The sequence below is a fragment of the Klebsiella sp. CN_Kp075 genome (assembly GCF_040065055.2).
GTDB classification, from domain to species: domain Bacteria; phylum Pseudomonadota; class Gammaproteobacteria; order Enterobacterales; family Enterobacteriaceae; genus Klebsiella; species Klebsiella aerogenes.
Genome location: NZ_CM198050.1, coordinates 4,131,929 through 4,157,129, shown reverse-complemented (window position 1 = coordinate 4,157,129; position 25,201 = coordinate 4,131,929). Strand labels below are relative to the sequence as shown.

Annotated in this window: 24 protein-coding genes; 14 read left to right on the top strand and 10 right to left on the bottom strand. The window is 56.6% G+C overall.

Features of this window, described 5'->3' with window-relative positions; all coding sequences use genetic code 11:
* Nucleotide 1: 1 nt before the first annotated feature.
* From olsF to ampH, 3 genes are all read right to left on the bottom strand, one after another.
* The gene (gene olsF, locus ABLV78_RS19915) at nt 2-1,702 is read right to left on the bottom strand and encodes a bifunctional ornithine lipid synthase OlsF (protein WP_047045987.1); all 1,701 of its coding nucleotides are present in this window, start codon (nt 1,700-1,702) and stop codon (nt 2-4) included.
* Nucleotides 1,703-2,327: 625 nt separating this feature from the next.
* Nucleotides 2,328-3,302: a porphobilinogen synthase gene (gene hemB, locus ABLV78_RS19910; RefSeq protein ID WP_015368036.1), complete on the bottom strand. Its 975-nt coding sequence runs from the start codon at nt 3,300-3,302 to the stop codon at nt 2,328-2,330.
* Nucleotides 3,303-3,409: 107 nt separating this feature from the next.
* On the bottom strand, nt 3,410-4,570 hold the full coding sequence (ampH, locus tag ABLV78_RS19905; protein WP_020079517.1) for a D-alanyl-D-alanine-carboxypeptidase/endopeptidase AmpH: 1,161 nt from the start codon (nt 4,568-4,570) through the stop codon (nt 3,410-3,412).
* A gap of 221 nt (nt 4,571-4,791) precedes the next feature.
* Between ampH and ABLV78_RS19900 the strand changes: the two genes are divergently transcribed.
* The 3 genes from ABLV78_RS19900 (at nt 4,792) to ABLV78_RS19890 (ending at nt 7,767) form a co-directional block, all read left to right on the top strand.
* Complete coding sequence (locus ABLV78_RS19900; RefSeq protein WP_161801920.1) at nt 4,792-5,304, top strand: isochorismatase family protein; 513 nt, start codon at nt 4,792-4,794, stop codon at nt 5,302-5,304.
* A 116-nt stretch (nt 5,305-5,420) separates the two neighbouring features.
* Nucleotides 5,421-6,641, top strand: coding sequence for a peptide antibiotic transporter SbmA (gene sbmA / locus ABLV78_RS19895; RefSeq protein ID WP_045390986.1), 1,221 nt, complete (start codon nt 5,421-5,423; stop codon nt 6,639-6,641).
* 22 nt (nt 6,642-6,663) lie between these two features.
* Complete coding sequence (locus ABLV78_RS19890) at nt 6,664-7,767, top strand: DUF1615 domain-containing protein (protein WP_047047522.1); 1,104 nt, start codon at nt 6,664-6,666, stop codon at nt 7,765-7,767.
* Here the strand turns inward: ABLV78_RS19890 and ABLV78_RS19885 are convergent.
* The gene (locus ABLV78_RS19885; protein WP_015704540.1) at nt 7,764-8,069 is read right to left on the bottom strand and encodes a DUF2755 family protein; all 306 of its coding nucleotides are present in this window, start codon (nt 8,067-8,069) and stop codon (nt 7,764-7,766) included. The two genes, ABLV78_RS19890 and ABLV78_RS19885, sit on opposite strands and share 4 nt — an antisense overlap.
* A gap of 243 nt (nt 8,070-8,312) precedes the next feature.
* Here ABLV78_RS19885 and ABLV78_RS19880 point away from each other — a divergent pair, with 243 nt between their 5' ends.
* Nucleotides 8,313-8,516: a DUF2754 family protein gene (locus ABLV78_RS19880; protein WP_015368030.1), complete on the top strand. Its 204-nt coding sequence runs from the start codon at nt 8,313-8,315 to the stop codon at nt 8,514-8,516.
* Between the two features lie 514 nt (nt 8,517-9,030).
* On the opposite strand, the gene ddlA is transcribed toward ABLV78_RS19880, so the two are convergent.
* Entirely contained in the window at nt 9,031-10,128 is a 1,098-nt protein-coding gene (gene ddlA / locus ABLV78_RS19875) for a D-alanine--D-alanine ligase (protein ID WP_045390977.1), read from the bottom strand.
* 302 nt (nt 10,129-10,430) lie between these two features.
* On the opposite strand from ddlA, the gene ABLV78_RS19870 reads away from it, so the two are divergent.
* From ABLV78_RS19870 to ABLV78_RS19855, 4 genes are all read left to right on the top strand, one after another.
* Nucleotides 10,431-11,630, top strand: coding sequence for a multidrug efflux MFS transporter (locus ABLV78_RS19870; protein WP_045390975.1), 1,200 nt, complete (start codon nt 10,431-10,433; stop codon nt 11,628-11,630).
* 310 nt (nt 11,631-11,940) lie between these two features.
* Complete coding sequence (gene iraP / locus ABLV78_RS19865) at nt 11,941-12,201, top strand: anti-adapter protein IraP (protein WP_015368026.1); 261 nt, start codon at nt 11,941-11,943, stop codon at nt 12,199-12,201.
* A 100-nt stretch (nt 12,202-12,301) separates the two neighbouring features.
* Complete coding sequence (gene phoA / locus ABLV78_RS19860) at nt 12,302-13,717, top strand: alkaline phosphatase (protein ID WP_015368025.1); 1,416 nt, start codon at nt 12,302-12,304, stop codon at nt 13,715-13,717.
* 91 nt (nt 13,718-13,808) lie between these two features.
* On the top strand, nt 13,809-14,120 hold the full coding sequence (locus ABLV78_RS19855) for a PsiF family protein (protein WP_045390969.1): 312 nt from the start codon (nt 13,809-13,811) through the stop codon (nt 14,118-14,120).
* A gap of 49 nt (nt 14,121-14,169) precedes the next feature.
* On the opposite strand, the gene proC is transcribed toward ABLV78_RS19855, so the two are convergent.
* Nucleotides 14,170-14,979 carry a pyrroline-5-carboxylate reductase gene (gene proC / locus ABLV78_RS19850; protein ID WP_015368023.1) on the bottom strand — a complete coding sequence of 270 codons (810 nt, stop codon included), beginning with the start codon at nt 14,977-14,979 and terminating at the stop codon, nt 14,170-14,172.
* A gap of 115 nt (nt 14,980-15,094) precedes the next feature.
* Between proC and ABLV78_RS19845 the strand changes: the two genes are divergently transcribed.
* Complete coding sequence (locus ABLV78_RS19845) at nt 15,095-15,553, top strand: YaiI/YqxD family protein (protein ID WP_015368022.1); 459 nt, start codon at nt 15,095-15,097, stop codon at nt 15,551-15,553.
* On the opposite strand, the gene ABLV78_RS19840 is transcribed toward ABLV78_RS19845, so the two are convergent.
* A complete protein-coding gene (locus ABLV78_RS19840; RefSeq protein ID WP_047044552.1) occupies nt 15,550-16,257 on the bottom strand; it encodes a DUF2076 domain-containing protein in 708 nt (235 codons plus the stop codon). The two genes, ABLV78_RS19845 and ABLV78_RS19840, sit on opposite strands and share 4 nt — an antisense overlap.
* Before the next feature lie 334 nt (nt 16,258-16,591).
* Between ABLV78_RS19840 and aroL the strand changes: the two genes are divergently transcribed.
* From aroL to ppnP, 4 genes are all read left to right on the top strand, one after another.
* A complete protein-coding gene (gene aroL / locus ABLV78_RS19835) occupies nt 16,592-17,116 on the top strand; it encodes a shikimate kinase AroL (protein ID WP_032707531.1) in 525 nt (174 codons plus the stop codon).
* 71 nt (nt 17,117-17,187) lie between these two features.
* Nucleotides 17,188-17,379: a YaiA family protein gene (locus tag ABLV78_RS19830; protein WP_015368019.1), complete on the top strand. Its 192-nt coding sequence runs from the start codon at nt 17,188-17,190 to the stop codon at nt 17,377-17,379.
* A gap of 251 nt (nt 17,380-17,630) precedes the next feature.
* Nucleotides 17,631-18,308, top strand: coding sequence for an AroM family protein (locus ABLV78_RS19825; protein ID WP_015704547.1), 678 nt, complete (start codon nt 17,631-17,633; stop codon nt 18,306-18,308).
* 87 nt (nt 18,309-18,395) lie between these two features.
* Nucleotides 18,396-18,680 (top strand): pyrimidine/purine nucleoside phosphorylase, encoded by a 285-nt coding sequence (gene ppnP, locus ABLV78_RS19820; protein ID WP_047044546.1) that lies wholly within the window; start codon nt 18,396-18,398, stop codon nt 18,678-18,680.
* Nucleotides 18,681-18,734: 54 nt separating this feature from the next.
* On the opposite strand, the gene rdgC is transcribed toward ppnP, so the two are convergent.
* The gene (gene rdgC, locus ABLV78_RS19815) at nt 18,735-19,646 is read right to left on the bottom strand and encodes a recombination-associated protein RdgC (RefSeq protein ID WP_047044545.1); all 912 of its coding nucleotides are present in this window, start codon (nt 19,644-19,646) and stop codon (nt 18,735-18,737) included.
* Nucleotides 19,647-19,737: 91 nt separating this feature from the next.
* On the opposite strand from rdgC, the gene mak reads away from it, so the two are divergent.
* A complete protein-coding gene (mak, locus tag ABLV78_RS19810) occupies nt 19,738-20,643 on the top strand; it encodes a fructokinase (RefSeq protein ID WP_047044544.1) in 906 nt (301 codons plus the stop codon).
* Between the two features lie 51 nt (nt 20,644-20,694).
* Here mak and sbcC read toward each other — a convergent pair whose 3' ends face one another.
* Entirely contained in the window at nt 20,695-23,829 is a 3,135-nt protein-coding gene (gene sbcC / locus ABLV78_RS19805) for an exonuclease subunit SbcC (RefSeq protein ID WP_047044541.1), read from the bottom strand.
* Nucleotides 23,826-25,028 (bottom strand): exonuclease subunit SbcD, encoded by a 1,203-nt coding sequence (gene sbcD / locus ABLV78_RS19800; RefSeq protein WP_047044538.1) that lies wholly within the window; start codon nt 25,026-25,028, stop codon nt 23,826-23,828. Before sbcD ends, sbcC begins: the two co-directional genes overlap by 4 nt.
* Nucleotides 25,029-25,201: the final 173 nt, after the last annotated feature.

Sequence of the window (25,201 nt, the reverse complement as noted above, 5' to 3'; positions counted from 1 at the left end):
GCTAGAGATGCGCGCCGATGTAGCGCTGGTAGCGGTTGGCTTTCAGGTAGGTTAAATCCACCAGCACCAGCCCATCGACGCAGTGATTAAAGTCCGGGTCGCTGCCGAAATCGATAAACTGCACGCCTCCCGGCTCGCACACTTCCGAGTACTGTTTATACAGCGGCGGGATGCCGCAGCCGAGGTTGCCGAGCAGGGACTTCAGCCGCGTCAGGTCTTCGGTGTAATCCTCGCCGCCAAACTGCGCCAGCACCTCGGGTAGCGAAGCTGGGTAGGGGCGACGGGATTTGGCCAGCGGATGCGTCGCCGGAAACCATAAGCGGTAGAAGGCGACCAGCAAATCGCGGGCATCGGGCGGCAAGCCGCCGGAAATCGAGACCGGGCCAAAAAGATAGCGATAGTGCGGGTTTCGCGCCAGCCAGGCGCCGATGCCTGACCAGAGATAATCCAGCCCGCGGCGTCCCCAGTAGCGCGGCTGAATGAAGCTGCGCCCCAGTTCAATCCCGTGCTGCAGAATATCGTCCATCCGCGCGTCGTAGTGGAACAGGCTGTAGCTGTAGATGCCCTCCACTCCCCGTTTCTCCAGTTGCATGGCGGTAGGCATAAAACGATAGGCGCCGACGATCTCCAGATCCTCTTCATCCCATAAAATCAGGTGCAGGTAGTCATCATCGTAGCTATCAATATCGCGGCGTTTGCCGCTGCCTTCGCCGACCGCCCGGAAGGCTATCTCCCGCAGACGGCCCAGTTCGCGTAGCAGCGGTGCCTCTTCCTGGCCGTTGCGTTGCCACAGATAAATCAGTTTACCGTCCGTGGTTTTGCCTAAACATTCGGTTTTTGCCAGCTCGCGTTTGAGCAGCGCGCGGTCTTCCGGGCGGGCGATCGCGCTTTCGCTTTTAAACAGGCCGGGGTGTCCTTTACCGAGGCGCTCGACGTGGCGGTAGCACCGGTCCGCCAGTTCGCGGGCGGAAAGCGGCGGCTGATGCCACGATGACCACGCGATTTGCTGGCCAATGCGCAACGGCAAGCTGCTATCGCGGCGGCGAAACATCTGCTGCATTAACAGCAGCAGCGGCAGATTCTCGGAGAGCAGGGCGCTGGCGTAGAACAGCGGGCTGTTGTGGGCGCGGATCCAGGCCGGCAGCAGCGGCGCGCGGTATTTCGCCGCCAGCTTGATGAAGCCGGGATGCCATTTTTTATCACGGATGCCGCGGCGGGTCAGGCGCGAGACTTCCCCCGCCGGGAAGAAGATCAGCACGCCGCCCTGCAGCAGCTGCTGGTCCATCTGCTGCAGCGCCGCTTTGGCGGTACGGCCGTTGATATTATCCACCGGAATAAACAGCGAGCTTAGCGGTTCAAGATGGGTCAGCATACGGTTAGTGACGACTTTGACATCGCGCCGCACGCGGGAGACCGCATAAAGCAGGGCGAGCCCATCGAGCGTCCCGGTCGGATGGTTGGCGATAATCACCAGCGGGCCATGTTCGGGGATTTGTTCAAGGTCATGCGCCGGGATAGCGCAGCGGATATTGAGATGTTCGAGGACCTGTTCGACCGTATCCAGTCCTTTCAGGTGACGATGGCGGGCGGCAAATTGCTGGAACTCTGCTTCATGCAGAAGCTTTTTCAACACCTTTTTCTGCCAGGGGGCGGGCCTCGCCTGAGGCCACAGGTCATCGAGAACGTTGTCGAGACTAAACATAGTGACTCCTCCTCTGTCCTGACCAGACAGTAGAAGGCGCAGATGTCGTTCAGATTACAATTCGGTGAAGATTCGGTCTCAGCAGGCGAGGTTTCCCGGATAGCGGCTAACGCCTTATCCGGGCGACCCGCAGCGCCGTTTTTTTGTCGGGTGGCGGCTACGCCTTACCCGACCTACAGTCCGTGCCATTGCATGCTGCAGAGCTCTACCCTTGTATCCATGGCTACTGAAACTGCCGGTGTTGGTGGCCTCAAAATCGCTGAGACGTTCCCGGCAGGCCGGGGCAGCCCGCATGGATGCGGGCTGAGGGCCGTGTTTTGCACGGACGCTGCCTCGGCCCGACCCGAAGACTGCCGGGATAAGTCGAAGGAACCACGAAGTGGCGATTTTGGCGGCCAGAGCCCGGGGGTACAGGGGGCGGCGGCGACTGGCCGCCCCCTGTGCGCTCCCTATGCCATGAGAGACATAACGCAGAAGACATTTCGGGAGCGCAATGTGCCCGGAAACAGCATAGAACAACCGTTTCTCCAAGAATGAAACAGTTGCAAACTGATAATAATATCTACGATTTGGCATTTGGTTGGTAGCCCCGGTAAGCGTCAGCGCTACCGGGGAGAGGGCAGGTTTAACGCAGGATTTTTTTCTCGGCCAGATCGAGGGCGAAATAGCTGAAGATCAGGTCCGCGCCCGCGCGTTTAATTGCGCCAAGGCTTTCCAGCACCACTTTCTCTTCGTCGATTGCGCCAGCCTGCGCGGCAAATTTGATCATCGCGTACTCGCCGCTGACCTGATAAGCGCCGAGCGGCAGGTTGCTGCGCTCGCGGATATCACGCAGGATATCCAGATAGGCGCCGGCCGGTTTCACCATCAGGCAGTCCGCGCCCTGGGCTTCATCAAGCAATGACTCGCGAATTGCCTCGCGACGGTTCATCGGGCTCATCTGGTAAGTTTTACGATCGCCCTTCAGCGCGGTACCGGCGGCTTCGCGGAACGGGCCGTAGAACGATGACGCGAATTTAGTTGAGTAAGACATAATCGCGGTATTGGTAAAGCCTGCGGCATCCAGCGAACGGCGGATCGCCTGCACCTGTCCATCCATCGCGGCGGATGGCGCGATGAAATCAGCGCCGGCGGCCGCGGCGACCACCGCCTGCTTACCGAGGTTTTCCAGAGTCGCATCGTTATCGACGCCGTGCTCGCACAACACGCCGCAGTGGCCGTGCGAGGTGTATTCGCAGAAGCAGGTATCGGACATGACGATCATTTCCGGCACCGCCTGTTTGGCGATACGGGTCATGCGCGCCACCAGACCGTTTTCATTCCAGGTATCGCTACCGGTCGCGTCGGTATGGTGGGAAATACCAAAGGTCATCACTGAACGAATCCCGGCGTTGGCGATGCGCTCAATTTCGCGCGCCAGATGTTTTTCCGGAATACGCATGACGCCAGGCATCGCTTCGATGGCTTTGTAATCGTCAATTTCTTCTTCAACAAAGATCGGCAACACCAGGTCGTTCAAACTCAGTGTTGTCTCTTCAAACATGGCGCGCAGCGAGGCGGATTGACGCAGGCGGCGTGGGCGAGTGATTAAATCTGTCATGGTTTGCCTGATTTTGTGAAATGAAAGAAGGTAGTGTACCGCAAACGACAGCGGGATGTTTCGCCAAAACGATCCTTAACAATCAGTGGCAAAACATCCCGCAACGATTACTGGCTGGCGGTTTCCATATTCGGCTGCACGCCGCTTAAGGCGCTGACGAGGTCGTTGACGCCGTCGCTCATGGCGCTGAAACGGGTCAACGCGGAACGGGTCACCACCACGAAGACCCCGACGTTAGCCTGCGGGTTCATCGCCATATAGGTAATAAATCCGCCGCCGCCACCGGTTTTCTGAATAATGCCCGGATGGCCGTTTTTCGGCTTCATGTACACCCAGCCCAGACCCAGCGCATCGGCTTTACCGGGGACATCCATGCCGATCACTCGGGTGAGCTGGGTACGTTGATAAATCAGCGTCTGCATGCGATCGGCCTGCTGGCCGCGAGTATAGAAATCCGAAGAGAGGAACTGCTGCATCCAGCGCATCATATCGCCCGGGGTCGAATACACGCCGCCGCTGCCGATGGCCGCGAGGGTGTTATTACACGGGCTGGCGCCTTTCTCCGCCACCATCAAGCGCTGACACTGATCCGGCGATGGGGTGAAGGTGGTGTCCTTCATGCCGAGCGGGCGGGTGATTTGTTCTTCAAACAGCTGCGGGTAGGGCTTACCGGCGGCGGTCGATAGCGCATCGGCCAGCAGGTCGAAGGCCAGGTTGGAATAGGCCGCCTGCGAACCCGGCGTGGTTTTAAGCGTAGCCGTCGACAGCCAGTTCCAGCGCTGCTGGCGGGTCGGCCAGACGAATACCGGGCGATGCGCCGCGCCGCCGGGCTGCTCGCGCGGCAGGGCGCTGGTGTGGGTTGCGAGATTGACCAGCGTAATCGGTACGCCCTGGTAGGTTGGCACCCGCGCGCCAGGCGGCGCGTATTTACTCAGCGGATCGTCAAGCTTAACCACTCCCTGATCGAGCAGTTTCACCAGCATTTCACTGGTCATCAGCTTACTCAGAGAGGCGATGCGGATAACGGAATCCAATTGTGGATGCTGATTATTACCCGGACGGGTTTCGCCGAAGCTGCGGAATACGCGCTGGTTGCCGTCGATAACCACCATCGCCATGCCGGTGGCGCCGCTGCCGTAATAAATATGTTCGGCGAAGCGGTCGACCACATCAGAAGTAAATACCGGATCAACGCTCGGCTGAACCGCCTGGGCTGAGGTCCACGACGCCGCGCACAGCGCAGCAAAAATGAGCAAACTACGTTTCAACGGAGGCATCCATCGTTTATTAGGGGAATATACACCGTATTTATACTACGAAGTCGCGGCGAGCAAAGTGGGAATAACGACAATATTTCACAGAAAAGCGTAACGGTGCGTAAAAATGACTTTTTTCCGCTTTCAGATATCTGCTTTTCCGCCTGACGCGTATGATTAAGCTCTTATTCATCTTATAAAAGAGAGTGGTGATGGCATCTCAACGGGTTCTGATGGTAGTGGATATGCAAAACGGCGTATTCGAGACGCCGCGTGTCGATCGCGAACGCTGCGTAGCGCAAATCAATCGCCTGATTCACGCCGCCGATAGCGTTATTTTCATTCAGCACGCTGAAGCAGGCGGCCTGGAAGAAGGAAGCGAAGGATTCGCGCTGCTGCCTGAACTGGCGCAACCCGCCGGGGCGCGCTACGTCACCAAAACGGCCTGTGATGCGTTTTATAAAACCGATCTTGAACAGGTGCTGCGCGAGAACGGAACTCACGCTTTTGTTATCTGCGGCTGCGCGACCGATTATTGCGTCGATACCACCATCAAAAACGGCGCCAGCCGCGGCTACGCCATCACCATTGCCGAAGATGCCCATACCACCGCCAATCGCGCCGCCGCCGAGGCTAAAACGCTGATCGCTCACTATAACGAGGTGTGGCGGACTTTCACCCTTCCCGATAATCCTTTACGCGTGAAACCCGTAGAAACAATTCTTGCCGAATGGCAGACGAACTAAGTCGCTGATATCCGGTCTCATCATGGGTCCGCTTTACTTCGCCGCCGCGCGTTGCGGCGGGCGTACGTGTGGTACACAGCAAAAACAGAACGATAAGAAGTTAGCAGGAGAGTACGATGTTTAAAGCTTTTTTCCCCAAACCGGGGCCGTTTTTTATTTCTGCCTTTATCTGGTCGCTGCTGGCGGTGATCTTTTGGCAGGCGGGCGGCGGCGACTGGCTGCTGCGGATAACCGGCGCATCGCAGGATGTCGCCATCAGCGCGGCGCGGTTCTGGTCGCTCAACTATTTGGTGTTTTACGCGTATTACCTGTTCTGCGTCGGCGCCTTCGCGCTGTTCTGGTTTATCTATAGCCCGCATCGCTGGCAATACTGGTCTATTCTCGGCACCTCGTTGATTATTTTTGTCACCTGGTTTTTGGTGGAAGTTGGGGTGGCGATCAACGCCTGGTATGCGCCGTTCTATGACTTGATTCAGAGCGCGCTGGCCACGCCGCACAAGGTCAGCATCAATCAGTTCTACCACGAGATTGGCATTTTTCTTGGCATCGCGCTGATTGCGGTGGTGATTGGCGTGCTGAATAACTTCTTCGTAAGCCACTATGTGTTCCGCTGGCGTACCGCGATGAACGAACACTATATGGAACACTGGCAGCATCTGCGCCATATCGAAGGTGCCGCTCAGCGTGTGCAGGAAGACACCATGCGCTTCGCCGCGACGCTTGAAGATATGGGCGTAAGCTTTATTAATGCGGTAATGACGCTGATTGCCTTCCTGCCGGTGCTGGTTTCGCTGTCGGCGCATGTGCCGGACCTGCCGATCGTTGGCCATTTACCGTATGGGCTGGTGATTGCCGCTATCGTGTGGTCGCTGATGGGAACCGGGCTGCTGGCGGTGGTCGGGATCAAGCTGCCGGGCCTGCAATTTAAAAACCAGCGCGTAGAAGCCGCCTATCGTAAAGAGCTGGTGTATGGCGAGGATGACGCCAACCGCGCCACGCCGCCGACCGTGCGCGAGCTGTTCAGCGCGGTGCGCCGCAACTACTTCCGCCTCTATTTCCACTATATGTATTTCAATATTGCCCGTATTCTTTACCTGCAGGTGGATAACGTTTTCGGCTTGTTCCTGCTGTTTCCGTCGATTGTCGCCGGTACGATTACGCTCGGCCTGATGACCCAGATCACCAACGTGTTCGGCCAGGTTCGCGGCTCGTTCCAGTATCTGATTAGTTCGTGGACCACGCTGGTGGAACTGATGTCCATCTATAAACGTCTGCGCAGCTTTGAGCGCGAACTGGATAACAAAGGGCTGCAGGAAGTCTCTTCAACCGTTAATTAATGAATGAATGCAAGGAAGGTTTATGGCGCAGGTTTCTCGCGGTGTTTCACTCTCTTTTACGCTGCTGGCCGGGTTGGTGCTGAGCGCCTGTACCAGCCAGCAGGCGCCTAAGTTGAAAGAAGGCGAGAAGCCGGTGGATGTCGCCGCCGTGGTGCGGCAAAAAATGCCCGCCAGCGTCAAAGACCGCGAGGCCTGGGCGCAGGCGATTGCCAAAACCTTTGACAGCCAGAAGCTGGCGCCGACGGAAGAAAACGTCTGTTCGGTGCTGGCGGTCGCCCAGCAGGAATCAAACTATCAGGCCGATCCGGCGGTACCGGGCCTGAATAAAATCGCCTGGCAGGAAATTGACCGCCGGGCGGAAAAAATGCATATCCCGATATTTCTGGTGCATACCGCGCTGAAAATCACCTCGCCGAACGGTAAAAGTTACAGCGAGCGCCTCGATAACGTCAAAACGGAAAAACAGCTAAGCGCGATTTTTGATGACTTCATTGGCATGGTGCCGATGGGCCAGAAGCTGTTCGGCTCTCTCAACCCGGTGCATACCGGCGGGCCAATGCAGGTAAGCATCGCCTTTGCCCAGCAGCATACCGACGGCTATCCGTGGAAAATGGACGGCACCGTGCGCCAGGAAGTCTTCAGCCTGCGCGGCGGGTTGTGGTTCGGCACCTATCATCTGCTCAACTACCCGGCTAACTATAGCGTGCCGCTGTACCGCTTTGCTGATTTCAATGCCGGTTGGTATGCCAGCCGTAACGCCGCCTTCCAGAATGCGGTGGTTAAAGCCACCGGCGTTAAGCTGGCGCTGGATGGCGATCTTATTCGTTATGACAGCGATGAACCTGGAACGACTGAGCTGGCGGTGCGCCGTTTAGCCGGGCAGTTGGGGATGAGCGATGGCGATATCCATCGCCAACTGAAGAAGGGCGATAGCCTGGCGTTTGAAGAGAGCGATTTGTATAAGAAAATATTCAAAATCGCCGAGAAAAAGGCCGGGAAAACGCTTCCGCGCGAGATGTTGCCGGGGATCCAACTGGAAAGCCCGAAAATCACCCGCAATCTTACTACCGCGTGGTTTGCTAAGCGGGTCGACGATCGCCGCGCCAGCTGTATGGCGCGTCGTTAACGGTTATGGTACCAGCGTAGGATAAGCCCCAGCGCGCCGACCAGCAGGCTACCAAACAGGAACGGAATTAAACCGAACAGGGTACCGACGCCGAGCCCAATCTCAATGCGTGGGCGGTTGGTATCCTGAATCTGAATGAGATGTTCGAATACGCCTGGCGCGTGTACCAGCATGCTCAACATTTGCGCGCCGGCCCAGATGCACAGCAGAACAAAAAGCGCGTAGGCAATGTTACCGCTGGTGATCGATACCTTCTTTTTGTTGCTCCCCATCAGCGTTTTAGAAAACGTAAATTCAGCCATATAAACCTCCGCAACACCTGTTCCGCTGGTTTTTCCTCCAGCTCTATAGACAGGAATTCTGGCAGCGCCGGGCGTTTCCCTGTATCAGATTGCTGGTAATTTCTGCCAGGAATAATCCTGTTTTGACAAAACTGTCGGCGAGCCCGCATTGCACAAAAGGGAGAGCGGCTTCGCATTGTGCGAACAATCTTGTTGGCGCGGCGGGCGGCTATGCGATGATGTTTTTTTTCTGCAGGAGTCGTTATGAAGCTGACCGACAAAATCCGCCGTGACTGGCACTACTACGCGTTCGCGCTGGGGTTAATTTTTATTTTGAATGGCGTGGTGGGGCTGTTGGGGTTTGACGCGCAGGGGTGGCAATCATATGCCGTCGGTCTGGCGACGTGGGTCGTGAGCTTCTGGCTGGCGGGATTTGTTATTCGCCGCCGTCCGGCAGAAGAGGCGTAATATCCCCGGCAAGACGTGGTAGTTATTATTATCGGTTTGCGATCGTTTCGACCTGGAAAAACGGTTGTTCTGTGCTGTTTCCAGGCACATTGCGCTCCTGATAATTCTTCTGCGTTATGTCTCTCATGGCGCAGGGAGCGCACAGAGGGCGGCCAGTCGCCGCCGCCATCCGGCGCGAAAGTGGCTTTTTACCCGCGGTTATTGCCCGGCGGCGCTACGCTTGCGCGGGCCTACAGATCACATGCCGGCGTAGATACTGTTATCGGTTTGCGACTTTTTAAGGGTTTTTCCCGGACGCGGCGCGTTGCGCCTTCTCCGGGCTACCAAATCGCAAAGCGCTGTAGCAGCGCCACCGGGGGGGGGGAGAGCACCAGTAGTGTCAGCCAGCGTGGTGAAGAAATTAACAGCAGGCCGCACGGACCGTAGGTCGGATAAGGCGTTAGCCGCCATCCGACAAAATAACGGCACCGCGGTAGCCCGGGTAAGGCGGTACGCCGCTACCCGGGAAAAATGCTTAGTTCATTGAGGTTTTCAGCGCGCGGTCGGCTGCGTGGCGCTCCAGCGCCAGCTCGATCAGGCGGCTTATCAGGCTGGTGTAATCCAGGCCGCTGGCCTGCCACAGCTTCGGATACATACTGATGTTGGTGAAGCCCGGCAGCGTGTTGATTTCGTTGATCACCACCTCGTTATCTTCCGTCAGGAAGACGTCAACGCGGGCCATTCCGCTGCAGCCGAGCGTTTGATAAGCGCGGACGGCGATATCGCGGATTTTGTCGTTGATTTCCGGGGCGATGGCTGCCGGAACCACCACCTGCGCGCCTTTATCATCGATGTACTTGGTATCGTAGGCATAGAATTCGCTATTGAGTACGATCTCCCCGCAGGTGCTGGCCTGGGGATAATCATTGCCCAGCACCGCGCACTCGATTTCACGGCCCTTAATCCCTTGTTCAACCACCACTTTATGGTCGAATTCAAAGGCTAACGCGACGGCCTGCCGATACTCTTCTTCACTCTTCACTTTGCTGACGCCGACGGAAGACCCCTGGTTCGCGGGCTTCACGAACAGCGGTAACCCCAGCTTCGCTTTGACATCGGCAAAGCTGAACTGCTGGCGGTTGGCGCGAGTCAGGGTGATGAACGGCGCAATCGACAGACCGGCATCGCGTAGCAGGCGTTTAGTGACGTCTTTATCCATGCAGGCGGCGGAGCCCAGCACATCGGAGCCGACGAACGGCAAATTCGCCATCCGCAGCATCCCCTGCAGCGAACCATCTTCGCCAAGGGTGCCGTGAACAATCGGGAAGATGACGTCGATGGCCGCCAGCGGCTGGCCGCTATCGGCGTTGATCAACTGATGGGCATCGCGACCAGGAATTTGCGCCAGCGTCACGTCGGACGGGCGCAGCGCGATATGAGCGGGATCCTGCGGGTTCAGCAGATAGTTGCTGGCATCGTTGATATGCCAAAGCCCCTGTTTATCGATTCCCAGCAGCACAACATCAAAGCGTGTCTTATCAATTGCTTCGACGATATTTTTGGCTGACTGCAGCGACACTTCATGTTCTGCCGACTTACCGCCAAAAACGATCCCAACCCTCATTTTAGCCATTTCAACTTCCATCCTGATTACATCAAAACACATAACATAGCATGTGTTTTAGCGAGATGGCTGCCTGAATCTTTACCCTTTACAGCAGAGGGTTAAATGCTGCGCATTCGCCACTATCCGACGATGTGCCTCAGCACATCCCACTGACGACAATGCGGTTATCTTCGATTATGTTTGTCTACTCCGCGGTCAGGGCGATAAAACACCAAACTCGCGGCATGCGCATCTCTGGTGCTACGTGCGGAGACGGAAATTGCTAAGCTAGGTAATAATTAACGAAACACTAATGAATACGCGTAGTTATGGAATCCTGGAAGGTTAATCTCATTTCTGTCTGGTTCGGCTGTTTTTTCACCGGACTCGCCATCAGTCAAATTCTGCCCTTCTTACCGCTGTATGTCTCTCAGTTGGGCGTTACCTCACACGAAGCGCTGTCGATGTGGTCGGGCTTGACCTTTAGCGTCACCTTCCTGGTGTCGGCGATTGTCTCGCCGATGTGGGGGAGCCTGGCAGACCGCAAAGGGCGCAAACTCATGCTGCTGCGCGCCTCCCTTGGTATGGCGATTGCGATTTTGCTGCAGGCTTTTGCGAACAACGTCTGGCAGCTATTTATTTTGCGTGCGGTAATGGGGCTGACCTCCGGTTATATTCCCAACGCCATGGCGCTGGTGGCCTCGCAGGTGCCGCGTGAACGCAGCGGTTGGGCGCTCAGTACGCTGTCGACGGCGCAGATAAGCGGCGTGATCGGCGGCCCGTTGCTCGGCGGTTTTCTTGCTGACCACGTCGGCCTGCGGGCGGTGTTTTTCATTACCGCGATTTTACTGACGGTCAGTTTCCTCGTGACGTTGTTTCTGATTAAAGAGGGCGCCCGGCCGCAAGTGAGCAAAGCTGAACGCCTGAGCGGCAAAGCGGTCTTTGCTTCATTGACCCATCCGGGGCTGGTGATTAGCCTGTTTTTCACCACCCTGGTTATCCAGTTGTGTAACGGCTCTATCGGGCCAATTCTGGCGTTATTTATCAAGTCGATGGCGCCGGACAGCAACAATATCGCGTTTCTGGCGGGGATGATTGCCGCCGTACCGGGGATTTCGGCATTGATTTCCGCGCCTCGCCTGGGGAAACTCGGCGATCGCATCGGGACGTCGCGCATTTTGCTGGCGACGTTATGCTGCGCGGTGGTGATGTTCTTTGCGATGTCGTTCGTGACCTCGCCGCTGCAGCTCGGGGTATTGCGCTTCCTGCTGGGCTTTGCCGACGGCGCGATGTTACCGGCGGTTCAGACGCTGCTCTTGAAATACTGCAGCGATAACGTCACCGGGCGTATTTTCGGTTATAACCAGTCATTTATGTATCTGGGTAATGTCGCCGGGCCGCTTATTGGCGCTTCGGTCTCGGCAATGGCGGGGTTCCGCTGGGTGTTTATTGCCACTGCGTTGATTGTCCTGATTAATATCTGGCAACTGGCGATTATGTTACGCCGTAGCCGCCGCGCGGCCGTTTAAATAAAAATATTGGGCGCTCATAAGGGCGCCTTATATTAATCAGCTGATATAGCTATTAACCATTACCTTTGGTTATCCTTAAATAGTGCGACACATATTCCATTTTATTATTTACTATTAAATTTGGTTATAGAATTATCTTTTAGCTATTAATAATAGGGGCATTCCCTTTGTTGTCCGGCGGTAATAAAAACGTTTCGCTGAATATTATTGCAGGAATAACCCTATTATTTGAAAATAATTCTGGTATCGATATGCCGATGTATGACATAACTAGGCCATTATGGATGTTGCTTAAGGATAATGCGTAATGAAAAATCTCATTGCTGAGCTGTTGGTCAATCTGGCGCAAAAAGAAGAAGAGGCAAAAGAGCTGACGGTACAGGTTGAGGCGCTGGAAATTGTCGTCACCGCACTGCTGCGCCATATGGCTGAGGATGCGCAGCAACGTTTGATTCAGGATATCGAAACCGCCATGGAGCAGGTAAAGCCCGGACCGCTGGTGGACGACCGTGATACCCAGCTTCTGCAGCAATATATAAAAAAGCTGCTCCGGCATCCTCGTAACTAATCATGTGACCAGTAAGGATGCTGTCATTTTTCTGTCACACCACTTTTATAAAGTCTCCCTCGTTTTGTTTTTTAAGTATTTTTTACATGGAGACGACAAAGTGAAATTATCTGCCCTCTTTATTGCCCTGTTACCGCTGCTGGCTCCCCCGGTTATTCATGCACAAACAACTTCTTCGCCGGTGCTGGAAAATCGCGCGGCCCAGGGCGATATCACGACCCCAGGCGGCGCGCGCCGTTTAACGGGCGATCAGACCGAAGCGCTGCGCGCTTCTTTAATCAATAAGCCGGCGAAAAATATTATTTTGCTCATTGGCGATGGCATGGGAGATTCAGAAATTACCGCCGCACGAAATTATGCCGAAGGCGCCGGCGGTTTCTTTAAAGGTATTGATGCCCTGCCGCTGACCGGCCAGTACACTCATTATTCTCTGGATAAAAAAACCGGCAAACCGGATTACGTGACGGATTCCGCCGCTTCGGCAACCGCGTGGACCACCGGCGTGAAAAGCTATAACGGCGCGCTGGGCGTTGATATCCACGAAAAAGATCATCAGACCATCCTTGAGCTGGCGAAAGCCGCGGGTCTTGCCACCGGCAATGTCTCGACGGCTGAGCTGCAGGATGCGACGCCGGCGGCGCAGGTGGCCCATGTGACCTCGCGTAAATGCTATGGTCCCAGCGTGACCAGCGAAAAATGCGCCAGCAACGCGCTGGAAAAAGGCGGCAAGGGCTCTATCACCGAACAACTGCTGAATGCCCGTCCGGATGTCTCTTTAGGCGGCGGGGCGAAGACCTTTGCTGAAACGGCGACCGCAGGGGAGTGGCAGGGGAAAACCCTGCATGAGCAGGCGGTCGCTCGCGGCTATCAGATTGTGACCGACGCCGCCTCTCTCGCCGCTATCAGCGAAGCAAATCAGGGTAAACCGCTGCTCGGTCTGTTCTCCGACGGCAATATGCCGGTGCGGTGGGAAGGCCCGAAAGCCTCTTATCACGGCAATATCGACAAACCGCCGGTAACCTGTACCCCAAACCCGAAACGCGATGCTTCCGTCCCGACGCTGGCGCAGATGACCGAAAAAGCGATTGATCTCCTGAGCCGCAACGAGAAAGGTTTCTTCCTGCAGGTTGAGGGGGCGTCTATCGATAAACAGGACCACGCGGCAAACCCTTGCGGCCAGATTGGCGAAACCGTCGACCTCGATGAAGCGGTACAGAAAGCGCTGGAATTTGCCAAAAAAGAGGGTAATACCCTGGTGATCGTCACCGCCGATCACGCCCACTCCAGCCAGATTATCCCGGCCGACACGAAAGCGCCGGGCCTGACCCAGGCGCTGACGACCAAAGATGGCGCGGTAATGGTGATGAGCTATGGCAACTCTGAAGAAGAGTCGATGGAACACACCGGCACCCAACTGCGTATTGCCGCCTATGGCCCGCATGCGGGCAACGTGGTGGGTCTTACCGACCAGACCGATCTGTTTTACACCATGAAAGACGCGCTGGGTCTGAAATAACCCGCGGCCGGTAACGAATTTACGTTACCGGCTGGTTTTTTTGCTGATAGCGACCAGACTTACAGAGATCCACTAACAGAGGGATGGTGTGATGAAAATAACATTTCTGGTAACCCTACTTTTTGGTTTGGTCTTTGTTGCCGCGGTAAGTGCCGCAGATAAAACGTTAACGCCTCAGCAGCAGAAAATGAGCGTATGTAATACCGAAGCGGCGTCAAAGTCGCTGAAGGGTGATGAACGTAAAACCTTTATGAGCAATTGCCTGAAGAAAGATGCGCCAGCGGCCGGCAAGACGCTGACGCCTCAACAGCAGAAGATGAGCGCTTGTAGCAAAGAAGCGTCGTCGAAATCGCTGAAGGGTGACGATCGTAATAAGTTTATGAGTACCTGCCTGAAGAAATAAGATGACGGGTGGGGCGGTGGCGCCTCACCCGTAGTCTCTTTGAGGATTATCAGGAACGGCTCAGTTGCTCTGATTTTTCCATACACTTCGCCATTGCTTCGATAACGGCGGAACGGAAACCTTTTTCTTCCAGTACGCGAACCGCTTCAATGGTGGTGCCGCCCGGCGAGCAGACCATATCTTTCAGCGCGCCCGGATGTTCGCCGCTTTCCAGTACCATCTTCGCTGACCCCATAACCGCCTGCGCGGCGAATTTGTAGGCCTGCGCGCGCGGCATACCGCCGAGAACGGCGGCATCGGCCATGGCTTCGATAAACATAAAGACGTAAGCCGGCGCGGAACCGCTGACGCCAACCACCGGGTGAATCATCGGTTCGGCGATGGTTTCCGCCTGGCCGAAGCAGCGGAAAATGGTTAATACCTCGGCGATCTCTTCCGCGCTGACCAGCGCGTTTGGCGTCACGGAGGTCATCCCGGCGTTCACCAGCGACGGCGTGTTCGGCATGGCGCGAATAATTTTGCGATCGTGGCCCAGCGCGCGCGCCAGCTGATCCAGCGTGACGCCTGCGGCTATCGAGACCACCAGCGAATCTTTGTTCAGACTGGAAGCGATATCGCTTAATACCTTGGTCATGATCCCCGGTTTCACCGCGCCGAAGACGATATCGGCGACCTGAGCGACTTCCTGCGCGCTTTCCGCCGCATTAATACCGTACTGGTCATGCAGGGCGGCAACTTTGTCCGGCGATGGGGTATAGACCCAGATTTGCGCCGGTTGCACTTGTCCGCTGGCGATCAGGCCGCCGAGAATGGCTTTACCCATGTTGCCGCAGCCGATAAAGCCAATTTTCTTATCCATTACCTTTCCCCTCTGCATTTTTCGTTACGATCCCACTAGCTTATCATCCTGGCGCTTTTCTGGGGGAGAAAAGCAGGCGACAATGTCGCAACCTTTGCCGACGACAGGAGCCGAAATGGCGATTTGGGTAGATGCGGACGCGTGTCCGAATGTCATTAAAGAAATTTTGTTCCGCGCCGCCGAACGCACGCAGACGCCGCTGACGCTGGTCGCCAACCAGTCGCTGCGGGTTCCGCCGTCGCGCTACGTCCGCGCGCTAAGGGTGGCGCAGGGTTTTGATGTTGCCGATAACGAGATTGTCCGTCTCTGTGAACCGGGCGATTTGGTGATCACCGCTGACATCCCGCTGGCGGCGGAAGTGCTGGCGAAAGGAGGGGCGGCGCTGAATCCGCGCGGCGAGCGCTACAGTGAGGCGACCATTCGCGAGCGCCTGACGATGCGTGATTTTATGGAGACGATGCGGGCCAGCGGCGTACAGACCGGCGGCCCGGATAGTTTATCGCAGCGCGATCGGCAGTTATTCGCCGCCGAGCTGGAGAAGTGGCTGCTTGCGGTTAAACGTCAGCAGGATTAAACCCAGCTGTCATCATCGCTACCGAAATCATCGTCATTGCCGAAGCCGGCGTCGAAATCGGAGTCAAAGGTGTTGTTGTCCGCCAGGAAAGGATCGTCCTGCTGGCGGAACGGATCCTCGGCGGCGTTATTATCCAGCGCCGGGCTGACGTCTTGTTGCTGCTGCGGCTGCTGTTCATCGATGATGTTCACAATCTCCTGCGGGTGTGAACCACTGAACATATTGGTCAGCATATTGCCCAACACTACGCCGCCTGCCACCCCGGCCGCGGTTTGTAGCGCACCCGCCATAAAGCCACCGCCGCTGCGGCCTGCCGCCTGCGGGGCATAGTTTTGCTGCGGCGCATACTGCGGTTGCGCGTTATTGGCCTGCGGGCGGCCATATTGCTCGGCCCCAGGAATCGGATCGGAGCCGCGGGACTGGCCGCCGCCGAACAGGCCCGACAGGAACCCGCCGCTGCTCGGTTTTGCCGCCTGTAGCTGGCTAACCTGAGCCTCCAGCGCCTGAATGCGGTCGTTAAGTTGTTTGATAGCCGCTTCCTGAATCAGGATAGTTTGCGCCATATAGTACGGGGCCGCCGGCTGCTGGGTTACGTGCTGGGCAATCCGCTCCTCGGCGCTGGCGTCGCGCGATGCGCTGTGCGTCTCGGCCTCTTTTAAACGGGAAAACAGGCCATCAATAAGGCGTTGTTCTTCAGATTGCATGATACATTCCTCTGTCACACGGGTCATTTACCGTCAGAGTGCGACGGTCGGGCGGTGTTGTAAATATGTTGCAGCGTAAAGCTGTGCAGAAATGTGTTACCGTTTACGGCAAGGAATGGATAAAAAATAATCCGTCGCCTTTAAGTAAAGCTGGCATAACACTAAATGCAATGATAAGTTTACATGCGGAATCCATTCAAACTCTGTGGTAAATAGGGTTCCCTAAAAAATGTAACGATTATTTTACGGTTATCGTGGCAGGCATTTGCAGGTATCATGGCGTACTTTTCGCCTTTATTTCTCCGCGAAACGCGGAACCAGGGGGTCTTCGGTAATGACACAACCAATTTTTCTCATCGGGCCGCGAGGCTGCGGTAAAACGACGATCGGCCATGCCCTGGCGCGCGCGCTGCATTTCCAGTTTTCCGATACCGATCATCGTTTGCAGGCGCATGAGAAACGTACGGTAGCGGAAATCGTGCAGAAAGAGGGCTGGGAACGCTTTCGTGAACTGGAGACGCTGTCGCTGAAGGCTGTTACGCTGCCGGATACGGTGATTGCGACCGGCGGAGGAATTATTCTCGCTGAACGTAATCGTCTGTTTATGCGTGAAAACGGCATCGTGATTTATCTGCAGGCTTCAGTTAACGCCTTAATTGAGCGTCTGGAAGCATACCCACAGGCGGAACAGCGTCCAACGCTGACCGGTAAGCCCGTCCGCGAGGAAGTCGGCGAAGTGTTGGCGCAGCGGGAAGCCCTGTACCGCGAAACCGCCCATCATACCGTAGACGCCACCGCGACGCCGGATGCGGTGGTTGAACAGATTATGACCATGCTGTGCGATGTGACGGTAAGTTAGGATTTTACCTGGGTCAGGGGGGAAAGCGGAGCCTATACTTAATTGTTCTGACAGCCGAAAAAGGAAGAACAATGCCAAACAGACCCCCTTATCCGAGACAAGCACGCGTTGTCGCCGTCGAAAAAGGCGCCGCGGGTCAGACGGTCACCTGGTATCAGCTGCGTGCGGATTACCCGACACCCGATTCGCTGATCAGCGAACATCCCTCCGAGCAGGAAGCGTTAGACGCTAAACGGCGCTACGAAGATCCCGAAAAAACATAATCCCCCGGCCCGGTTTGTGCCATGAAGATGGCAATACCGGGCTCAGCTCACATTTTTAATTCATCAATGGTACTAATGAATACCTAACACACGGATTTTTCAGGAGCGACTCTGAAGCTTCTGGAATCTTTACATTCCGCAGCGCCGCTGAGCTGCTACGCTTCTCGACGGTTGATTTTTACTCACCAGGGGGGCGGATGTCGTGTGTGAAAAGCCTGTGTTGAAGCAGTGGTAGTGAAAAGGTACATGATATGAGTGCAACGATGGCAATTTTGACCATTGGCGTGGCGCCGGTGGCGGAAGTTTTGCCGCTGTTAACCGAACATATCAGGGAAGAGCAGATCACCCATATTAGCCTGTTAGGTAAAATGACGCGTGAAGACGTTATGGAAGATTATGCCGTGGAATCCGGTGACCAGGGGCTGCTGACCTTACTCAATGACAACCAACTGGTGGAAGTCTCCCGCCAAAAGGTGGAGCGCGATCTGCGCTGCGTTATCGAGATGCTGGATCGGCAGGAATATGATGTCATTCTTCTTCTCAGTTCCGAACAGTTGAGCGGCCTTGCGACGCACAACGCTATCCTTCTTGAGCCTGAACGGATTATTCCGCCGCTGGTGGCATCGATCGTCGATGGCCATCAGGTGGGTGTGATTGTACCCGTTGAAGAAGTCCTGCCCCTGCAGCGGCAAAAGTGGCTCACTTTAGAAAATACGCCTTACTATGCGCTGGCGAACCCGATGGGCGGCAGCGACAGCGATCTGCTGGATGCAGGAAGAGGTTTAGTCGAACAGGGGGCGGATGTACTGGTGCTCGACTGTCTTGGCTATCATCAGCATCACCGCGACGTATTACAAAAGGCGCTGGATGTCCCGGTATTATTGTCAAATGTGCTGGTTTCGCGACTGGCGGCAGAACTATTAGTTTAACCCGACGTTATCGATTAATTTTACGTGACAGGGGCAAGGAGCGCCCCCTATATTGAAGCTTCAACCAACGATGATAAGGTCTTGTTTATGCTTCAAAGCAATGAGTATTTTTCAGGGAAAGTGAAATCTATCGGCTTCACCAGCAGCAGTACCGGCCGCGCCAGCGTTGGGGTGATGGAAGAGGGTGAATACGCCTTTGGCACCGCCCAGCCGGAAGAGATGACCGTGGTCAGCGGCGCGTTGAACGTGCTGTTACCGGGGGAAACGGAATGGAAGGTGTACGCGGCAGGTGAAGTGTTTAACGTGCCGGGTAATAGCGAATTCCACCTGCAGGTGGCGGAACCGACTTCCTACCTGTGCCGTTATCTGTAATTTAAGCGCCTTCCTGCCGCGTCCACTTTCCGGGCCCGGCAGGAAGGTGATGCCTTAGCGCTGAGCTTCGCCGCCGAGGCCTTCTACCAGGCTTTGGATCAATGCCGCCAGCTCGCCGGTCATTAAAATAAAGTCGGCGTCAAAACGCTGCGCAAAATCTTCGCGGTCAATATCTTCATTCTGGTCACGTAATTCGTCGCAGAACTTCAGACGTTTGATCGATGCGTCGTCGCAGATCATAAACTGGATACGCTGCTGCCAGTCGAGCGCCAGTTTGGTGACCACTTTACCCGCTTCGATATGTACGGCGATCTCATCGCTCACCAGATCCTGTTTCTTCGCGCGGATCACGCCGCCATCTTCCAGCATCGCTTTCAATTCAGCTTCGTCAAGCAGCTGGAAGCCCTGAGCCACGCTACCGGAGCGCACCCATTCGGTCAGCGTCAGCTCGATCGGATTTTCCAGCGTCAGCGGTACCACCGGCAGCGAGCCCAGCGTTTTACGCAGCAGCGCCAGCGTATCTTCCGCTTTCTTGGCGCTGGCGCAGTCCACCATGATCAGGCCATTGACGGTATCGATCCACATCATCGTCTGGCTGAAGCGGCTAAAGGCGCGCGGCAGCAGCGAGTGCAGCACTTCATCTTTCAGCGAATCTTTTTCCGTTTTCTTCAGCTTGCGGCCTTGATCGGCTTCGAGCTTGAGGATCTTCGCTTCCAGCGCCTGTTTGATCACCGGCGACGGCAGGATCTTTTCTTCTTTACGGGCGCAGATAACGATCTGGCCGTTTGCCGTATGCGTCAGCGCGTCGCTGTGCGATCCCATCGGCGATACCCAACCGGTTTTCGCCATATCCTGGCTGCCACAAGGGGTAAATGTCAGCTCGGCCAGCTGTTTTTCCATCTCTTCGGCGCGCAATTCGATATCGCGGCTCAGACGGTAAACCATTAAATTTTTGAACCACAGCATGATAATTTCCACGGCTTTGTCGTTAAATCAGGCGGGCATGATAGCGAATTGTCGCTATGCTTGCATTGTTAATCGGGGTGAGGAGCAGACTGTGCGTATTGGTATTGATTTAGGTGGAACAAAAACAGAAGTCATCGCCCTGAGTGAGCAGGGCCAGCAGTTATTTCGCCACCGCTTGCCAACCCCGCGGGAGGATTATCGCCAGACCATCGAGACCATTGCCTCGCTGGTGGAGATGGCCGAGCAGGCGACCGGGCAGCGCGGCACCGTCGGTATGGGCATCCCCGGCTCGATTTCGCCATATAGTGGGGTGGTGAAAAACGCCAACTCGACCTGGCTGAACGGCCAGCCCTTCGATAAAGACCTCAGCCTGCGCCTCAATCGTGAGGTCCGGCTTGCCAACGATGCTAACTGCCTGGCGGTTTCGGAAGCGGTCGATGGCGCGGCCGCGGGGGCGCAAACCGTGTTTGCGGTCATTATCGGTACCGGCTGCGGCGCGGGGGTGGCGTTGAACGGGCGCGCGCATATCGGCGGCAATGGTACAGCCGGCGAATGGGGACACAACCCGCTGCCGTGGATGGATGAAGATGAGCTGCGCTATCGTCAGCAAGTGCCTTGTTATTGCGGCAAGCAGGGGTGTATTGAAACCTTTATTTCCGGCACCGGCTTCGCCACCGACTATCAGCGGCTAAGCGGAAAACCATTAACCGGCAGCGAGATTATGCGCCTGGTGGGGGAAGGTGACGAAAAGGCCGAACTGGCGCTGCGCCGCTACGAGCAGCGGCTGGCGAAATCGCTGGCGCACGTGGTGAATATCCTCGACCCGGATGTCATTGTGTTAGGCGGCGGGATGAGCAACGTCGAACGCCTGTATCAAACGGTACCGGGGCTGGTGAAGCAGTGGGTATTCGGCGGAGAATGCGAGACGCCGATTCGCCAGGCGATGCATGGCGATTCCAGCGGCGTACGCGGCGCGGCATGGCTGTGGCCGCTATAATCTCATTCCCTCTCCCCCCTGTGGGGAGAGGGTTAGGGTGAGGAGAAGACTTCACTCCACCGCAAACGCTTTCTCCAATCGGCTGTATCCCAGACCGTTTATCTTTTTCACTTTAATCTGCACCGGGATGCGTTCTTTCATCGCCTCGACGTGGCTAATCACGCCAATAACTTTGCCGCTGGCGTTAAGCGCGTCGAGCGCATCCAGCGCGGTATCCAGCGTTTCGCTATCCAGGGTGCCGAATCCTTCATCAAGGAAGAGCGAATCAATCCGCGTCTTATGGCTCACCAGGTCAGATAGCGCCAGCGCCAGCGCGAGGCTCACAAGGAAGCTTTCGCCGCCGGAAAGCGTGCGGGTATCGCGTATCGCGTCGGCCTGCCAGGTGTCTACCACTTCCAGCTCCAGCGCCTCGCTGGCTTTGCGTTGCAGCAAGTAGCGACCATGCAGGCGGTTGAGCTGCTGGTTAGCCAGCCACACCAGATTATCCAGCGTCAGCCCCTGGGCGAATTTACGGAACTTATCGCCCTCTTTTGAACCGATGAGCGCATTCAGCCAGGCCCAGTCTTCGACCTGCTGCGCGGCTTGTTCCATCTGCTGGCGTAATGATTGCTGGCGCTGTTGGTTATCGCTGTTTTGCTTCAACTGCTGGCGGATCTCACCCTGACGGGCGCTGTTTTCCCGCAACTGGCGCGCCAGTTGCTCCAGCCTATTCTCTCGCTGCTCCAGCGGCTGGTTAATATCAATATCGCCGGGCGGCTGTTGCTGATGGCGTTCAAGCGACGCCTGCGCCCGCAGGGCCAGCGTTTGGTTGTGCTGAACTTCTTTTTCCAGCGTCTGCTTGAGTTGTTCCAGCCGCTGGCGGCTAGCCTCGTCAAGCAAAGCGGCAAGAAAGGCCGTTTGGTCGGCAAACGGGCTGACGGCCAGCGCGGCGGTAAACTGCTTTTCGCTTTCCTTCACCTGCGCCTGCTGCTGGCTTTCCTGCTGGCCCAGCGTTTGCCACTGGCTCTGTAGCGCCAGGCAATCATCATGCACCTGCCGCCAGCCCTCCAGCGGCGCGGGATCAGCGGCCTCCGTTGACTCAGGCAGGGTTTCCAGCAGCGGCGTTAGCTGTTGGCGTTGCTCCTGCAGCGCGGCGGCTTCATTTTGTTTCGCCTGCCAGCTGTGGGTCTCGGCTTCGCGCTGGGCCAGCCAGTCGTTAGCCTCCGCGGCAGGCGGAAGCGCCAGGGAATAAACCTCCAGTTCCGCCTGCAGCGCGCGACGGCGCTGTTCGAGATCCTGCTGTAACTGCTGGAGCTGCTGCTGGCTCTCTTGCTGTTGCGCCTGCCAGGCCAGTCGTTGTTGATGCTGATACAGCTGCTGTTCATGCTGCTGTTGGCTATCAAGCCAGCCGGCAATATCATCCTGCGGCGTTAGCGCGATCGCTAATTCCGCGAGGGTGGCTTGCCACTGAGAGGTGAGCGCTTGCTCCTGCTGCAGAAGCGATGTTTTCTCGCCAGCGTCTTTTTGCTGTTGTTTAAGCAACGCTTCAAGCTGGCCGCGCAGCTGCGCGCCTTCTTCCGCCAGCTGTCGCACTTCCCGATCCAGCGCGTCGCGGCGGGTTTGGTTGATGCCAGGCACCAGCGCCTGGTATTCCGCCACCGCCGGATGATGTTCGGAACCGCATAATGGACAAGGCGCGCCTGGCTGCAGGCGGGCGCGCTCGGCTTCCAGACCGGCGATACGCGCTTCCAGTTCGCAGATGGCTTTTACATCGCTGAGCTGTTGATTTTTTTCCTTCCACGCCTGACGGCGCTGTTGTAGCGCGGCTTCAAGCTTCTCTTTTTCCTGCTGTGAGGCGTTTTCCGCGCTCTGTAGCTGCCGCAGACGCAGGAACAGCGGCTGCAGCTGGCGATGGAGGGTTGAGAGCTGCTGGCGCAGCGGGCGGGCGGCGGCATGCTGTGCCAGCTCGCGGCTGACCTGCTGCGCATCGAGGGTTAGCGCGGTGGCCGGCAATTCGCCGAGCTTACGGCTGGCATCCTGCAGGCGCTGCTGTAGCGTCAACTCTTGCTGAGCGTCGCGGTTAAGCTGCTGGAAGGTGGCTTTCCAGCCTGCCAGCGCCGTACTCCACTGCTGGAATCGCTCGTGCGCTTTAAGCCACTCATTTAACGATTGCTGGCTGGATTCTAGTTGAGCCAGGCGTTGTTGGGCTGCCAGGCGGATCCCGGCGCGACGGCGCAGGCTGTCCTGTAAGCGAGTATTTACTTCCTCAACCTGACGGCGGGTTTGCGCCAGCGCGGTACTGTGTTCCTGCAGCCGCGACCATAATGGGCGCAGTTGCTCTGCCGGCTGCGCGGTTTGTAGCGCCGCCAGCTGCGGCGCGGCGGCTTCCTGCGCCAGTAACGCCTGCTGTAAAGCGGCCTGCGCCTGGGTGGCTTCCGCGTTTAGCTCCTGACGGCGGCGCAGCCACTGTAGGGCATTTTGCTGGCGGGTCTGTTCGGCAAGCTGCTGCTGTTCTTCAGCAGTAAGTACTTGCAAACTTTGCTGTAACGCCTGCTGCTGCTCATCATTTAACAGTACGACGCCGGAGGCCTGCGCCTGCAGCTTTTCCAGCTCAATGCGGGCGAGTTTATGTTTTTCAAAGACCTGCGCGGAAATTTGCCCGTAAATTTCAGTCCCGGTCAGCTCTTCCAGCAGCTCGGCGCGCTCTTTCGGTTTGGCATTGAGGAAAGCGGCGAATTGTCCCTGCGAAAGCAGCATTGAACGGGTAAAGCGCCCATAGTCGAGGCCGGTAATTGATGCCGTCAGCTCCAGTTTGTCTTTGACCTTGTCGGCAAGAATTTTACCGTCGTCGCAGCGCGCCAGCTCAACGCGCGGCGCCTGTAGATTGCCATCCGGCTGGTTGCGGGCGCGGTTCTGGCTCCAGAAGGCGCGATAGGCGGTGCCCCGGACCTCAAATTCAACTTCCGCCAGGCACTCGGCGGTGTCGCGGGTCATCAGATCGTTTTGCGATTGCGATACGCTGCTCAGGCGCGGCGTTTCGTGGTAAAGCGCGAGACAGATGGCATCTAACAGGGTGGTTTTCCCGGCGCCGGTCGGCCCGGTAATCGCGAATAACCCATTGCTGGCGAACGGTTCAGCGGTAAAGTCGATTTTCCATTCGCCTTTCAGCGAGTTAAGGTTTTTCAGGCGTAGGCTCAGGATTCTCACAGGTGTTCCTCACCGTTCAGGCTATGCAGCGTTTCCGTAAACAGTTGCTCCAGCCGCTGTTGCTGTGGAGCATCAAGAGTTTCCAGCGCCAGGCGGCGGGCAAACACCTCTTCCACCTGCAGTTCGCTCAGCGTTTCTCGCTGAACGCCGGCCAGAATGCGTTCACGCTGGGCGCGACTGCGGCGCACCAGCAGCACTTCCACCGGCAGCGATTCGGTCTGCTGCTGAATTTTTCTTTGGATATCGTGCAGGTATTCATCGCTGGTGATTTCGATATCCAGCCAGACCGGCGGCTGCTGCGCGCTATCCTGCCACTGCTGAAGCTGTTCGGTGATGCTGGCGAAATCGCCTTTCAGTACCGCCAGCGGCTGGGTGATCGGCACCGGCAGCGGCGTCACCTCGCTGAGCTTGCCCTCGCTGAATGAGACCAGATTAACGCTTTTGTTTTTTCCGGTTTCATCAAAACTCAGCGGCAGCGGCGAACCGCTGTAGCGAATATGCTCGCAGCCGCCGACCATCTGGGCGCGATGAATATGACCGAGCGCGATGTAATCGGCGGGCGGGAAGCGGTTGGCCGGGAAGGCGTCGAGGGTACCGATATAGATTTCACGGACCGCGTCGCTTTTGCTGGCGCCGACGGTGGTGAGGTGGCCGCTGGCAATAATCGGTAATCCGCGTTCGCCGCGCAGATCGCAGGCCTGCTGATATTGCTGCTGATAGTAGTCGCTGATGGCGGTCAGTAACTGCTGCTGTTTTTCGCCGCTGGAGTGGCCAGCCTGACTGACCACCAGTTCGCGCGGGCGCAAAAACGGCACCGGGCAGAAGACCGCGCCGGGCGTGCCGTCGCGTCGCGGTAAGACAAAGGGCGCGTGACCGGCGTTGGCGACCACGGTGGTTTTCAGGAAGGCGAGAATTTCGCGCGACTCGTTTAACGTCGCCACCGAATCGTGGTTGCCCGCCAGCACCACCAACTGGCAGCCGGTTTGCTGCAGCTGAACGACAAAACGGTTATACAGTTCGCGGGCGTAGCTCGGCGGAGAGCCGGTATCAAAAATATCGCCGGCGACGATAATGGCATCCACCTCGTATTCCTGCGCGCGTTCCAGCAGCCAGTCGAGAAAGGCGGCGTGTTCGTCCGCGCGGCTTTTGCTGTAGAAGTTCTGGCCGAGGTGCCAGTCGGAGGTATGAAGGATGCGCATAAAAATTCCGTTGCGATAAAAGCCAGGCGGCCATTATAACGTTGATCCTGCCGCCCGTATTCCTTTTGCCCTATTACGGCGAGATAGGATGCGTTAAGTGCGTGTCATCATTCAAAATCCGCATTCATCAGACGGTCATTTTTTCATAAATCTGTCACAAATCTGACGCATAA